The organism is Rugamonas fusca (genome assembly GCF_014042365.1).
Taxonomy (GTDB): domain Bacteria; phylum Pseudomonadota; class Gammaproteobacteria; order Burkholderiales; family Burkholderiaceae_D; genus Rugamonas; species Rugamonas fusca.
Genome location: NZ_JACEZS010000011.1, coordinates 152483 through 165515 on the forward strand (window position 1 = coordinate 152483; position 13033 = coordinate 165515).

The following is a 13033-nucleotide window of genomic DNA, read 5'->3' on the forward strand; positions in this document are numbered from 1 at the left end:
CATGTTCCCCAATGATAGCGAACGACCCGACCCGGACGCCTTGCTGGCGCAGGTACAGGCCCAGGAACGCAAGGCGGCGCGGGGCAAGCTGCGCATCTATTTCGGCGCTTCCGCTGGCGTAGGCAAGACCTACGCCATGCTGGCGGCCGCCCGCAAGCTGCAGGCCGACGGCCAGCCCGTGCTGGTGGGCGTGATCGAAACCCACGGCCGCAGCGAGACGGCCGCCATGCTCGAAGGGCTGGACGTGCTGCCGTTGCGCCAGGTCGACTATCGCGGCAAGCAACTGGGCGAATTCGATATCGATACGGCGCTGGCGCGCCGTCCACCCCTGATCCTGATCGACGAACTGGCCCACTCCAACGCGCCCGGCTCGCGCCACCCCAAGCGCTGGCAGGACGTGGAGGAATTGCTGGACGCGGGCATCGACGTGCTCACCACCGTCAATGTGCAGCACCTGGAAAGCCTGAACGACGTGGTGGGCGGCATCACCGGCATCCGCGTGGCCGAAACGCTGCCCGACACCGTGTTCGACGAGGCCGACGAAGTGGTGCTGGTGGACTTGCCGGCTGACGAACTGCTGGCCCGCCTCAAGGGTGGCAAGGTGTACCAGCAACAGCAGGCCGAGCGCGCGTCGAAGAATTTTTTCCGCAAGGGGAACCTGATCGCGCTGCGCGAACTGGCGCTGCGCCGCACGGCCGACCGCATCGAGGACGACGTGCGGGCCTATCGCGTCGAGCAGTCGATCGGGGACATCTGGAAGACGGGCGCCACGCTGCTGGCCTGCGTGGGGCCGCGCCCGGGCGCCGAGCATATCGTGCGCAGCACGGCGCGCCTGGCCAGCCAGCTCGGTTCGGCCTGGCATGCCGTGTACGTGGAGACGCCGGCCCTGCAACGCTTGCCGGCAGCCGAGCGCGAACGGATACTGAACACGCTCAAGCTGGCCGACAGCCTGGGCGCCACCACGGCAGTGGTGACCGGCGATGATGTGGCCGTGGCCGTAGCGGATTACGCGCGCGGCCATAACCTGTCCAAGATCGTCATGGCGCGCGCCAGACGGCGCCGCCGCCCGTGGCGCCGCCCCCAGTTGCGCCGCGTGGCCGAACATGCGCCCGAAATCGACCTGATCGAGATCGGCATGCCGAACGAGGATGAGCAGGGCGCGCCCGCGCGCGCCCGCCCGGAGCCGGACGGCGACGGCGAGGAGGACGACAGCAAGCGCCTGGCCGGTTACCTGTGGGCCGGCGCCGCCAGCCTGGCCACGGCGCTGCTGGCCACACCCATGCTGGCCTACCTGGACCTGGCCAACATCGCCATGCTGTTCCTGCTGGCCGTGCTGCTGGTGGCCGTGCGCTTCGGGCGCGGTCCGTCCGTGGTGGCCACCTGCGTCAGCGTGGCCTGCTTCGACTTCTTCTTCGTGCCGCCGCGCTTCACGTTCGCCATCTCCGACCTGCAATACCTGGTCTCGTTCGCCGTCATGCTGGCCGTGGGCCTGATCACGGGCCACCTGACGGCCGGCCTGCGCTTCCAGGCCCACGTGGCCTCGCGCCGCGAAGCGCGTTCGCGCGCGCTGTACGAGTATGCGCGCGAGCTGTCCGGTGCGCTGCAGACGGAGCAGATCTTCGAGATCACCCAGCGCTTCATCCAGGGCGCGTTCCGGGCCCGCGCCACGCTGCTGGTGCCGGACCCGGACGGCCGCCTCAAGCTGCCGCCGCAGGACCCATCCGACGCGGCGGCCATGGCCCACATGGCCGTCTTCGACGCCGGCATCGCCCAGTGGGCCTTCGACCATGCCGAATGCGCGGGCCTGGGCACGGACACGCTGCCGGCCAGCCGCATCTTCTACCTGCCGCTGGTGGCGCCCATGCGCACCCGCGGCGTGCTGGCGATCCAGCCCGAGCACCGGCGCTGGATCATGATTCCCGAACAGCGCCAGCACCTGGACACCTTCGCGACGCTGGCCGCCATCGCGCTGGAACGGGTGCACTACATCGAAGTGGCGCAGGAGGCGCTGGTGGACATGGAATCGGAACGGCTGCGCAATTCGCTGCTGGCGGCCCTGTCGCACGATTTGCGCACGCCGCTCACGTCGCTGGTGGGCATGTCCGAATCGCTGGCCGGCTCGCGTCCGCCGCTGGCGCCCGCCCAGCTGGCGCAGGCCAACGCGCTGCACGACGAGGCCCGGCGCATGAGCGCGCTCGTCTCCAACCTGCTCGACATGGCCCGCATCCAGAGCGGAGAAGTGACCTTCAACCTGCAATGGCAGCCGCTGGAGGAGGTGGTGGGCAGCGCGCTGCGCGCCAGCGGCGCGCAACTCAAGTCGCACGTGGTGGCCACCAGGCTGGCGCCGGACCTGCCGCTGCTGCGCTTCGACGCCGTGCTGATCGAACGCGTGCTGTGCAACCTGCTGGAGAACGCGGCCAAGTACACGCCGCCCGGTTCGCACGTGACGGTGGCCGCCGAGCCGCGCGGCACGTGGGTGGACGTGATGGTCTATGATGACGGCCCGGGCCTGCCGCATGGGCGCGAGGAAGCCATCTTCGAGAAATTCACCCGCGGCGAACGCGAGTCGGCCAAGCCGGGCGTGGGACTGGGGCTGGCCATCTGCCGCGCCATCGTCGAGGCGCACGGCGGCAGGATCAACGCAGCGCCCTCGCCGGCCGGCGGCGCCGCCTTCGTGTTCTCGCTGCCCGTGGGCAGCCCGCCGCCGTTGCCCGAGCCGGAACCCGAACGACAAGGACATAGCGATGAATGAACCGATGCCGACCGCGCTGCTGGTCGAGGACGAACCGCAGATCCGCCGCTTCGTGCGCGGCGCGCTGGAGGACGAGGGCTGGCAGGTGCACGAGGCGGCCACGCTGCAACGCGGCCTGATCGACGCCGGCACCCGCAAGCCCGACCTGGTGGTGCTGGACCTGGGCCTGCCCGATGGCGACGGCGTGGACCTGATCGCCGACTTGCGCAAATGGTCGGCCGTGCCGGTGATCGTGCTGTCGGCCCGCGCCAACGAGGCCGACAAGATCCGCGCCCTGGACGCGGGCGCCGACGACTACCTGACCAAGCCGTTCGGCGTGGGCGAATTGCTGGCCCGGGTGCGCGCCACGCTGCGCCGCCAGCGCCAGCCCGCCGCCGGCAACGCGGGACCGGTGCGCTTTGGCGCGGTGGAAGTGGATTTGCCGAACCGGCGCGTCACGCGCGCCGGCCAGCACGTGCACCTGACGCCGACCGAATACCGGCTGCTGGCCGTGCTGGTGGCCAACGCGGGACGCGTGATGACCAACCCCCAGCTGCTGCGCGCCGTGTGGGGGCCGTCGCAGGCCGAGAATGGCCACTACCTGCGCATCTACATGGGCCACTTGCGCCACAAGCTGGAGGACGACCCTACCCAGCCCCGCTACCTGCTGACGGAAACGGCCGTCGGCTACCGGCTGCAACTGCCGTCCTGACGGCGCGCCGCCGGGGGGACCCGGTGCAGGCGGCGGCGCTGGCCGGCAATGTGCCCGCCAGGCGACGCTGCGATCCTTATGCGAACGGCGCGCTGACGGAGTCATTACAAAAAATGACAATTCCCGTGCCTGGAAGTGGGGGGGGCGGCGTCACGCGTGGTGCGCCGGCCGGGGCGGGCGCTTAGCCGTGATACTGGGGATTGGCGGTGACGTAGGTGCGCACCGTGCCGACATTGACGCCGGCCGGCGCGATCCTGGCCAGCTCGAACGTGATCTCGCCCTGCAAGGTATCGAAGTGCCAGGTAAAGTTCTGGTCACCGACGCTAAAGCGGATGGTTTCGCCATTGGTGACGTTGATCCACCTGGTGTCCGGGGTGATGACGATGGTGCGCACGGCACCGGCCGTCGGGACCTGGCTGCCGTAGTCGGCGCTGGTGCCGGTGTAGCCCGAAGCGTGGGCCTGGCAAATGGCGGCGCTGCTTGCCAGGCTTGCCAACAGGATGGCCATGGCCGGATGTCGGATGTTCAGCATGAAAATCTCCTTGATGGTTGGCTGGTGAGTGCGTTGTCGCTCGCCGGTGTCGGCAGGGCGTGCGCCGGTGAAGGCAAGCAAGGCAACGCGGGACTGGCCGCTGCATGATGTGGATGGTAATCCAAGATGAACCCAAGGCCGGGGATTATTTGCGCAATGGCCTGTCCGAGGCGGGCGACGTCGTCGACATGGCCGTGCGCCGCCTGCGCCAGAAGGTAGACGAACCGTTTGCCAGCCGCCTGATCCATACGGTCCATGGTGTAGGCTCCCGTTGCGAAGGCTAGCCATGGGCCGCCTTTCGCTGGCCGCGCCCTGGCCTTGCTGTTTGCCCTGCTGTCGTTCGCCGTCATCGCCACCGTTGGCGTGGCCTGGTACAACGGACGGATCGACAAAGGCGGCGCGCCGAAGGCATTGCCGCCGTTGATCGATGGCTTCAACGCCATGCTGGGCCGGCCGCGGCGCCACCATCCCGCCACACCATCTGAGCCGCCTGTTCAACCGCTTCCATCGCGCCGACGCGGCGCGTATCGGCTCGCCAGTGCCAAGTGGACTGGGCTAGTCTCGTGCGCAGCATCAGGGCGCTGCAACAGGGGCGCTGGGGCGCCACCAACACGGACGGGGTGACGCGCTTTACGCTGCATTTTCCGGCGTCGGGCAGGACGATCAAGGCATTTTTGCACCGAAACGGGGCGTTTTTGCCGCTGTGCAACCTTATAACAACAGCGCAAGGAAAGTTGCGAAAAATGTTAGGAAAAATGCTTGACAATAAATAATTTTCAACAGTACCATCCTTGCAACCTTATAGTTTAAATAAGTTTAATCCTATATTAAGTTTGCGGGGGCAGTGACATGGCTTCGACTTATTGCTTGAATCCGACGGTGACGCTGGAACTGACGAATAGCCCGAGTTCGGAAAAACGTCGGTATTTGCTGAGCACGAATGGACGCCAGTATTACGTGGATGCCGCCGTCGGTGATATCGTCGCCGGACTGCAATCGAATCAGGATCCGGATGACATATTCGGGAGCGTTACGCGCCAATTCCGTATCACGCGGGAAGCATTCGATGAGTTACTTAATGTGAAACTACCCGCCATGGGGGTATTGCAATCGCCCCATCCGGCCGGCATGCGCGCCTCCCCGGCCGATCCCGAATCGATTACCTTCCTGTTTCACCTGATGCCGCGCGCACTGGCCGGGCGGCTCGCTGGCGGCGCGGCCGCCCTGTTTTCCAGGCCGGCCGCAGCCGTGACGCTGCTGGCCGCGCTGGCCATCCTGGCCGTCGCGTTGACGACGGGCAAACTCAGCCTGCTCGCGCTCGAAAGCATGATCGCGGCGCCGGCCAGTTTCACCGCCGCCCAATACGGGCAATTGTATCTGATCCTATTCGCGGCCGCGGTGATTCACGAGCTCGGCCATTTATCCGCGGCCAAGCGGTTCAATTGCGAAATTGACCGTATCAACGTCGGGGCCTATCTTATTTTCCCGGTGTTTTACGTCAATATGTCGAACACCTGGAAACTTTCGGCGCGCCAGCGTATTGTCGTTAATCTCGGCGGCATGTATTTCCAGTTTATTTACACAATCGCGCTTTTATTGTTCGCGCAGTATTCGGCATCACCGCTGGTGATGTATGCGTTTTATACCTCGCTGTATATTATTCTGGTTAATCTGAATCCATTTTTGAAATTCGATGGATATTGGGTGTACGGCGACTATTTCGATATTATTAATTTGCGCCAGCAACATCTTAAATTGCTGGGACAGTTCATGCACAGCGCGCCAGGTAAATGGATCGCCATCTATCGCGCCGCCTGGCAGGCCAATGCGGGGCTGGCCGCCTATGTGGTGGGCGCCACGCTGTTCCTGACCTATTTCGCCTGCATGCTGGCGCAGTTCCTGCTCCAGTTCCTGGTCGACTTCCCGGGCAAGTGGGATGAACTGACCGGGGCCATGCGCCAGAGCAATGACATCTGGGGCAACGTGGATGCGTTCACGCATCTTGCCTATCAATGCTTCCTGCTGTTCGCCTTTGCGATGATCGCCCGCCGCACGCTGTCGTTCCTCGTCTCAGCCTGGCGTTACGGACACGACGGAGCGCGCCAGCAATGAATCAGCCATATGTCGCGGCGCCGGCCGATGCCGGCGAACTGCACCTGTACAAGTTGTCCGAGGCCGTACAGCTGACCCCCACGCCCGATGGCGGAACCGTGCTCAAGCATATGATCAGCGAACGTTCCTACAAACTGGGCAGCAAGGAAAGCCGGGTCGTCCATGCCATGCAAGCGGGGGCGCCGCTGGAGTCCGGCGGCCACGCCGGCATCGACCCGGCCTTCGTCGCCAGCGTGCTGGGCTTTTTGCGCGACAAGAATATTGTGGTGGACCGGGATCATGCGGTCGCGGCCGACTACCTGCTGATCGAAGCGGGCGCGCCTTGCTGGGGCCAGTCGGCCACGCTGCCGACGTGCCAGCCGGCCGATGTGTGCTACGTCGGCGTGCCCTATGGCTATGGCAATGGCGTGTCCGCCGCCACCAAGGATGCGCCCATGGCCGTGCGCAACTGGCTGCGCACGCATCGCCTGAGCCGGGAAAACATCCTGAACGAACCCAACATCGCCGGCTACTTTCCCCCGGCGCTGGGGGCGCGCGCCCGGAACCTGCGTGCGCTGCACCAGCAGCAGCGCGTCAAGGACCTGGGCGACCTGTACATCTATCCCTATGAGAACCCGGTGGCCGTCTTCGCCCGCCTGGAAAAACTGGCGGCGGTCCTGGCGCGCCGGGGCGTCGTTCCCGTGTTCATCGGCGGCGACCATTCGATCACCTGTCCCATCCTCAAGGGGCTGAGCGCGCAATGGGGGGCGTTTTGCGTGCTGCACTTCGACGCGCACAACGACTGCTATCACACGGCGATCGATGCCTTGTTCGCGCCGGTGTCGAACAATCACCACGGCAATTTCCTGTCGAGCGCGCTGGCGCAATGCAGTGGCATCCGGCAAGCCTACCAATGGGGGATACGTGGGGTCAACAACCTGGGCGCCGTGCTGCCGGCGCGCGTCGTCAGCCGCCCCGCCGGCGAACTGATCCACCTGTTGCAGACCGATCAGCTTGCCGAATTGCCGGACGCGCTGCCCGTGTACGTGACGATCGATATCGATGTGCTGGACCCCAGTATCGCGCCCGGCACGGGCAGTCCTATCCCCGGCGGCATCACGTGGGAGCAGCTCTTCCTCGCGCTCGGCAAGCTGTTGCGCAACAAGCGCGTGATCGGCATGGACTTGGTCGAGCTTGACCCCAGCGCCGACGCCAGAGGTGTCACCATGCATGGCGCGGCCCATCTGTTGTCGCTGCTCCCCGGCTTTGTGGAGGCAGCATGACGATCCGGTTAGCCGACTACCTCCTGGCCCGCGACACGGCCGTGGCCAGCCAGGTTGCCAGCAAATACACGGACGTGGCAGGCGACCCCCACATGCGCACCCGGCTCGAGCGCCTGACGGCGCTGATGCTCGAATATTTCTTGCCCGAATTGCGCGGTGCCGACCTCGGCCCCATCGTCGATAACGTTTTCCGCAACCAGGAATGCGCCGCCTATGAAGCGTCGGTGGAGCTCGGCGAGGATTACCCGGATTTGCTGGACCAGCTGATCCAGGTGGAGCCGGCCGGCCGGCTGGCGTCCTCGCTGGGCAAACGGGCGCTCTACTGCGCCTTCCACCTCGATTCCTACCGCTTGCTGATCGCCTATCTGCGCATCCAGTGCGAACGGCCGGTGGGCTTGCTGGTGACGCCGGACGTGATCGCCGCGCAGCGCGATCAAATCAATGCCATCGGCGCGTCCGCCTTGCCGGGCGCACCCGAACGGACCGATGTCCGGCTGTTCGACGCGGAATCGTTCGAGGGCCTGGGCGATGCCTTGCGCTTTCTTGGCAAGGGCGGCTTGTTGGTCATTTATATCGACGGCAACTCGGGCTTCGGCGGCATGGCCGCGCGCCACAAAAGCATGGCCCGGATTCCATTCCTGGGCGGTCAGATCATGGCCCGCCTTGGCGTGGCGCAGCTCGCCTCGCGCCTGGCCATGCCCATCGTACCGCTGTACGTCGAGAACCTGGACAACGGCTGCCGCCGCCTGCACTGCCTGCCGGAACTGGCGCCGCCGGCCCAGGGCTCGCGCGCGGCGCAGATCGAGACGACGCGGCAGTTGTACGCCATCCTCGAGCAGCGCATACGGCGCCAACCGGCCAGCTGGGAAGGCTGGCTGTACGTGAACCGCTTCGTCGAGCAATTGCCGCCCGCAGCGGGGCAGGGCGGCGCCGATGGCGCGCACACGGGGCCGTCCATTGCCCCGCAACAGCGCGCCCCCTGGGCCGCCGGCGAGCCGCTGGTGTTTGCCCACCGTGCCTACACGCTGCTGCCCTATCCCGGCGCCACCGTGTTGATGTGCAAGCGCCGGCTCAGTTACCAGCTGGTGTCGAAGGCGGCCGTCGCGGTGCTCGAGCGCGCGTTCCACGGCCCGGTCGACGCGGCGGCGCTGGCTGCTCCGCAGGCGATCGCTGAACTGGTCAGGCTGGGCGCGCTCGTGCCCCGCTCCAGCGCCATGGCCACGTAATACCGAACATGCTGTTCCAGCCAGCTGCGCTGCCAGCGGACACGCTGCAGGCAGCTGGCGTAAGAATTTACCCGGGCCACCCGGGTATTTGCCGGCCACGGCCAGTGGTATTTATCAATCAGGAGATTGCAATGAAAAACGAAGTGTCGAAAGTCGAGATCGTGGAAGTCAAGGCCGACGAGCAAGCCGTCTCGGAGCTGCTGTCGATCGAAGAACTGGAAACCCGCCTGGAAATGGTTGCCGCCTCGTGCAGCCGCTGCTGCGCCAACAGCTCCAAATAATGAGGCTGCGGTGGTTGCGCTCCTGAACACGATGTCCGAACACATCGCCCCAGGAACGCTCATCCCGCCGCCAGCCGCGTCGTTCGCGTGATAGCGAACGGGAGCATGCAACCATCGGGCCTTCCATGCGAGCGCACAGGGGCCCGATAACCCGGCAATTTGCCCGGCGCTATCCGGGCAATTGCCAGCCACGACCAGTGGTATTTACCAACAAGGAGATTGTAATGCAAAACGAAGTCGCGAAAGTCGAGATCCTGGAAGTCAAGGCCGACGAGCAAGCCGTGTCCCAGGCGCTGTCGATCGAGGAACTGGAAACCCGTCTGGAAATGGTGGCCACCTCGTGCAGCCGTTGCTGCGCCAGCGCCAAGTAATGCCGGTGGCTGACGCCACTTGCTGATCCAGGCGCCGCCCGGCGACGGGCGGCGCCTGCCAGGGCGTCAATCAAAACATATCAGACCTTGTTGCGAACGTTGAGGAGATGCCATGTCGGCACGTTGTTGTCTGGTGGTGGGAGCCAGCGGAAATATAGGGGCAAGCATTGCGCAGGCATTGCTGCACGGCGGGCGGCGCGTCGCCATGACGCATTCGCCCCGCACCGAAGCGCCGCGTCTTGATCCCGGCGAGGAAGCCAACGCCCGCTGGTACGCGGTCGACGTCTGCGACAGCGCGGCCGTGACCGCGCTGGTGGCGCAAGTGGAGCGCGACTTTGGCACACCGCCGGACCTGGTCTATTGCGCCGGCATCACGCGCGACCGCTCCATCCCCCTGTTGTCCGACGACGAATGGGCGCAGGTGATCCAGACCAATCTGACTGGCGCCTTTCATTTCGTCAGGGCCGTGACGCGACCACTGATGCTGGCCGGCGATGGCCGCATCGTGCTGATCGGCTCGGTCACCGGCAGCAAAGGCAATCCCGGGCAGCTCGCCTACGCGGCCGCCAAGGCGGGGCTGGAAGGCATGTGCCGGGTCGCCGCCGTCGAGCTGGGCCGCTTCGGCATCAATTGCAACGTGGTGTCGCCGGGCGTGATCGACAGCAAGATGGTCGATGACACGGCCACGGCATCGATCGACAGGCTGGTCGGCAACACGCCGCTGCGGCGCCTGGGCAAGCCGGCCGAGGTGGCCAGCCTGGTGCGCTTCCTGCTCGACGAAGGGGGCAAATACATCACCGGCCAGACCATCCAGGTCGATGGCGGCCTGACGGCGCACTAGATAACCGTGAAGGAAAAAGAATTGGAACTCGCAATCGCTCAAATTAAGGAAATCGTCGAATACGCCCTGGACCGTGAACTGGACGCGTTTTCGATGGCGGCCGATTTTTACGAAGCATACATGATGGATTCGCTGGGCGCCGTCGCCCTCGTGGTGGAAGTGCAGAAGCGCTGCGACGTGCGCATCCCCGACGAGCGCATGCCGCAGGTACGCACCGGCGAGCAGCTGGCCGCCATCGTCGCCGAACTGCGCGGCGCGGCGACGCTGCACGAGGTGGCCGCGTGATGCGCATGGAGAACTTGCCGCAAACGCTGGACTACCACCAGATCGTGCGCCTGGTTCCCTACCGCTCGCCCTGGCTGCTGCTGGACCGGGTGCTGCGCTGGGACGACAAGCACATCGTCGTGCAAAAAGCCATTTCCGGCGCCGACCCCATGATGGCGGCCCACCTGTCCGACGGGCCGTCCATCATGCCGGGCGTGCTGTACATCGAACTGGTCGGCCAGGCCGCCATGCTGCTGGGCGTGCTCACGGGCGCCAGGCAGGACGCGCCCGGGGCCGCGCCGGCCGAGCATGCGACCGACGTGCTGGCCCGCTGCAAGGGTGAATTCATCTCGCCCGCCTACATCGGCGAAGTCATCACGGCGGAAGTGACCATCAGCGACAAGATCGCCGGCAAGACCATCTACGACGGCATCGTCAAGGCCGGGGAGCGCCTGGTGTGCAAGGTGTCGGGCATAGGCGCCACGCTGAGCCCGTCCGTCGTTGCTCAACCAGCTGCAGCGGGATAGCGCCATGATCGAACAGTATCGTGAAGAAATCGCCATCGCGCGACCATGTTACGCCATCGCCAATATCGGCGACTCCTGGCCCGCATGCTGGCAGGCCCTGCTGGCGGGCCAGCGCAACTTTGTCGCCGGCAAGGACATCCTCGGCGCGTGGCCGGACACGCCGCCGCTGTCGGCCATCGGCGCCTTCCCCGGCCTGCCGGGCCAGCCCGCCTACGAGTACCGGGCCCGGACCCTGGCCACGGTGGTTGGCCAGCAAATGAAAGCGGCGGTCGATGCGTTTTGCGCCCACCATCGGCAGGCCCGGCTCACCTTGATGATCGCCAGTTCCCATTTCGACCCCGGCCCCTTGTCGGCCCTCGTCGACCACCGCCATGCGCAGCGCGCCGACGCCGACCTCGCGGCGCCCACCTGGGAAGGCGTGCTGAGCGTGCGCCTGGCCGAGGCCATCAACGCCGGACTGGAACGGCAGCTGCCGGGCATCGACGTGTCGGCCGCGTGCGCCTCGTCGCTGGTGGCCCTGTCGTATGCGGCCGACCGCATCAATGCCGGCCTGTGCGATGCGGTCTTGCTCGTTGGCATAGACGTGCTGTCGCGCGTGGCCTCGGTCGGCTTCAGCAACCTGGGCGCCATGTCCGAGCGCGGCTGCACGCCCTATGACGTCGAGCGCGACGGCACCACCGTGGGCGAGGGCGCCGTCGCCATGCTGGTCGCGCGCCGCAGCCTGCTGGCGCACAGCGGGGTGCAGGGCATCGTCGCCGGCACGGCCACCAATTGCGATGCGGCGCACATGGTCGAACCCAATCCGCAAGGGGTGTCGCAAGCCGTCTTCGCCGCGCTCGAACAGGCACGCCTGCAACCGTCCGACGTGCGGGCCATCTTCTGGCATGGCACCGGCACGCGGCAGAACGACAAGACCGAAGCGGCCGTCGCGCAACTGGTGTTTGGCGACCGCTCGCCGCCCTGCACCTCGACCAAGGGATCGCTGGGCCACACCATGGGCGCGTCGAGCGGCTTCAACGTGCTGGCCGCGTGCGAGGCCAACCGGCAGCAAGTGCTACCCCACGTGGCCGGCACCACCCGTCCCGAGTACGCCAATCTGTCGCTCGTGCTGGGCCAGCCCCAGGCGATCGAACCGGGTCCCATGCTGATCACCGCCCTGGGCTTTGGCGGCATCAATGCCGCCGCCGTCATCTTTCCCGTACAGGAGCTTCAATGAAGGCGCAACTTTTGCACAATGGGCCTTACCTGCATGCCCTGGGATGGCTCCAGCATGACTACCGCGTCGTCGCGCGCACGCTGGGCGAGGCCTGGCAAGGCACGGACAATCCGGTCGTGTTCGACGGCGCCGGCGCCTATGCGCTGCGGCCCGGCCCGCGCCTGCCGGACGACCTGCCGCCCGCCGTGGCCCGTGGCAGCGGCGTGGCGCGCTCCCGTTCGGCCGCCAAAAGCACGGTGTACGCGGCCATGGTGGGCAAATGCCTGCTCCAGACCCTGGCCGCATCCCACATCGACGGCCAGCGCCTGGGCGTGGCCATCGCCGCCACCTCCGACACCACCGGGATCTCGCTGGAGTTCGAGACGGTGGGCGTGCGCGATGGCTGGCACCGGACGGACACCATGCTGCTGCCCAGTTCCATACCGAGCGCCATCACGACGCAAACCTCGGCCGTCTTCGACACCCATGCGGCCGCCATCGCGTTCGACGATGGCGCGCGCGGCATGTGCGCCGCGCTCGAGTATGCGTATCTGTCGTTCCTGCACGGCCGCGCCGATGCCTTCCTCGTGATCGGCGCCGACGAGATCTGCCCCGTGCACGCGCAAGCGCTCGAGGCGCTGGGCGATGGCCGCCCTCGCGTGAGCGGGGCGGCGGGCATGGTCCTCACGCGCGCGCCGCTGGCCGCATCGGAGCACTGGCAACTGGCGATCTGCGCGCAGGCCGCCGCAGGCGAGGCCATCGAGCTGCCCGGCGACTGGGACGATGCGGCGCGGCTCGCCATCAATCTGCCCAACGCGATGAACAACTTGACGGCGGCCCTGCTGCCGCTGGCCATGCAGCAGTTGCTGAGCGGGGCCACGCAGCGCGCGCTACTGCTGTTCAACATGGACAGCGCCGGCGGCAGCCGCTTTGTGCTCGGCTTGCAGCGCCGCGCCTGAACACAGGATGAAGGGAGTGA

14 protein-coding genes are annotated in these 13033 nt (G+C 66.4%); 12 read left to right on the top strand and 2 right to left on the bottom strand.

What is annotated here, in order from left to right; genetic code table 11:
• Position 1: 1 nt before the first annotated feature.
• Together kdpD and kdpE are read left to right on the top strand one after the other, a co-directional pair.
• On the top strand, positions 2–2752 hold the full coding sequence (gene kdpD / locus H3H36_RS14435; protein ID WP_182218750.1) for a two-component system sensor histidine kinase KdpD: 2751 nt from the start codon (positions 2–4) through the stop codon (positions 2750–2752).
• On the top strand, positions 2745–3443 hold the full coding sequence (gene kdpE / locus H3H36_RS14440; protein WP_182218752.1) for a two-component system response regulator KdpE: 699 nt from the start codon (positions 2745–2747) through the stop codon (positions 3441–3443). The genes kdpD and kdpE overlap by 8 nt, the downstream gene beginning before the upstream one ends.
• 181 nt (positions 3444–3624) lie before the next feature.
• On the opposite strand, the gene H3H36_RS14445 is transcribed toward kdpE, so the two are convergent.
• The gene (locus H3H36_RS14445; RefSeq protein ID WP_182218755.1) at positions 3625–3975 is read right to left on the bottom strand and encodes a CzcE family metal-binding protein; all 351 of its coding nucleotides are present in this window, start codon (positions 3973–3975) and stop codon (positions 3625–3627) included.
• Positions 3969–4418, bottom strand: a complete 450-nt coding sequence (locus tag H3H36_RS27845) for a hypothetical protein (protein WP_446033177.1) — start codon at positions 4416–4418, stop codon at positions 3969–3971. The genes H3H36_RS14445 and H3H36_RS27845 overlap by 7 nt, the downstream gene beginning before the upstream one ends.
• A gap of 406 nt (positions 4419–4824) precedes the next feature.
• On the opposite strand from H3H36_RS27845, the gene H3H36_RS14455 reads away from it, so the two are divergent.
• From H3H36_RS14455 to H3H36_RS14500, 10 genes are all read left to right on the top strand, one after another.
• A complete protein-coding gene (locus H3H36_RS14455; protein WP_182218758.1) occupies positions 4825–6087 on the top strand; it encodes a site-2 protease family protein in 1263 nt (420 codons plus the stop codon).
• A complete protein-coding gene (locus H3H36_RS14460) occupies positions 6084–7349 on the top strand; it encodes an arginase family protein (RefSeq protein WP_182218761.1) in 1266 nt (421 codons plus the stop codon). Before H3H36_RS14455 ends, H3H36_RS14460 begins: the two co-directional genes overlap by 4 nt.
• On the top strand, positions 7346–8575 hold the full coding sequence (locus tag H3H36_RS14465; RefSeq protein ID WP_182218763.1) for a lysophospholipid acyltransferase family protein: 1230 nt from the start codon (positions 7346–7348) through the stop codon (positions 8573–8575). Before H3H36_RS14460 ends, H3H36_RS14465 begins: the two co-directional genes overlap by 4 nt.
• A gap of 131 nt (positions 8576–8706) precedes the next feature.
• Positions 8707–8856 (top strand): hypothetical protein, encoded by a 150-nt coding sequence (locus H3H36_RS14470; protein WP_182218766.1) that lies wholly within the window; start codon positions 8707–8709, stop codon positions 8854–8856.
• Between the two features lie 224 nt (positions 8857–9080).
• Positions 9081–9227, top strand: coding sequence for a hypothetical protein (locus H3H36_RS14475; RefSeq protein WP_182218768.1), 147 nt, complete (start codon positions 9081–9083; stop codon positions 9225–9227).
• A 112-nt stretch (positions 9228–9339) separates the two neighbouring features.
• The gene (locus H3H36_RS14480; RefSeq protein WP_182218770.1) at positions 9340–10068 is read left to right on the top strand and encodes an SDR family oxidoreductase; all 729 of its coding nucleotides are present in this window, start codon (positions 9340–9342) and stop codon (positions 10066–10068) included.
• Between the two features lie 21 nt (positions 10069–10089).
• Positions 10090–10353: an acyl carrier protein gene (locus H3H36_RS14485; RefSeq protein WP_182218772.1), complete on the top strand. Its 264-nt coding sequence runs from the start codon at positions 10090–10092 to the stop codon at positions 10351–10353.
• Complete coding sequence (locus tag H3H36_RS14490; RefSeq protein ID WP_182218774.1) at positions 10353–10859, top strand: 3-hydroxyacyl-ACP dehydratase FabZ family protein; 507 nt, start codon at positions 10353–10355, stop codon at positions 10857–10859. Before H3H36_RS14485 ends, H3H36_RS14490 begins: the two co-directional genes overlap by 1 nt.
• A gap of 4 nt (positions 10860–10863) precedes the next feature.
• Positions 10864–12075 carry a beta-ketoacyl synthase N-terminal-like domain-containing protein gene (locus H3H36_RS14495; RefSeq protein WP_182218776.1) on the top strand — a complete coding sequence of 404 codons (1212 nt, stop codon included), beginning with the start codon at positions 10864–10866 and terminating at the stop codon, positions 12073–12075.
• Positions 12072–13013, top strand: coding sequence for a beta-ketoacyl-[acyl-carrier-protein] synthase family protein (locus tag H3H36_RS14500; protein ID WP_182218779.1), 942 nt, complete (start codon positions 12072–12074; stop codon positions 13011–13013). Before H3H36_RS14495 ends, H3H36_RS14500 begins: the two co-directional genes overlap by 4 nt.
• Positions 13014–13033: the final 20 nt, after the last annotated feature.

Excerpts from the sequence above, each read along its gene's own strand:
- H3H36_RS14465 (WP_182218763.1), top strand. The coding sequence starts at position 7,346 with ATGACGATCCGGTTAGCCGACTACCTCCTGGCCCGCGACACGGCCGTG.
- H3H36_RS14455 (WP_182218758.1), top strand. The coding sequence starts at position 4,825 with ATGGCTTCGACTTATTGCTTGAATCCGACGGTGACGCTGGAACTGACG.
- H3H36_RS14480 (WP_182218770.1), top strand. The coding sequence starts at position 9,340 with ATGTCGGCACGTTGTTGTCTGGTGGTGGGAGCCAGCGGAAATATAGGG.
- H3H36_RS14500 (WP_182218779.1), top strand. The coding sequence starts at position 12,072 with ATGAAGGCGCAACTTTTGCACAATGGGCCTTACCTGCATGCCCTGGGA.
- H3H36_RS27845 (WP_446033177.1), bottom strand. The coding sequence starts at position 4,418 with ATGGCGTTGAAGCCATCGATCAACGGCGGCAATGCCTTCGGCGCGCCG.
- kdpD (WP_182218750.1), top strand. The coding sequence starts at position 2 with ATGTTCCCCAATGATAGCGAACGACCCGACCCGGACGCCTTGCTGGCG.
- H3H36_RS14490 (WP_182218774.1), top strand. The coding sequence starts at position 10,353 with ATGCGCATGGAGAACTTGCCGCAAACGCTGGACTACCACCAGATCGTG.
- H3H36_RS14470 (WP_182218766.1), top strand. The coding sequence starts at position 8,707 with ATGAAAAACGAAGTGTCGAAAGTCGAGATCGTGGAAGTCAAGGCCGAC.
- H3H36_RS14475 (WP_182218768.1), top strand. The coding sequence starts at position 9,081 with ATGCAAAACGAAGTCGCGAAAGTCGAGATCCTGGAAGTCAAGGCCGAC.
- H3H36_RS14460 (WP_182218761.1), top strand. The coding sequence starts at position 6,084 with ATGAATCAGCCATATGTCGCGGCGCCGGCCGATGCCGGCGAACTGCAC.
- H3H36_RS14495 (WP_182218776.1), top strand. The coding sequence starts at position 10,864 with ATGATCGAACAGTATCGTGAAGAAATCGCCATCGCGCGACCATGTTAC.
- H3H36_RS14445 (WP_182218755.1), bottom strand. The coding sequence starts at position 3,975 with ATGCTGAACATCCGACATCCGGCCATGGCCATCCTGTTGGCAAGCCTG.
- kdpE (WP_182218752.1), top strand. The coding sequence starts at position 2,745 with ATGAATGAACCGATGCCGACCGCGCTGCTGGTCGAGGACGAACCGCAG.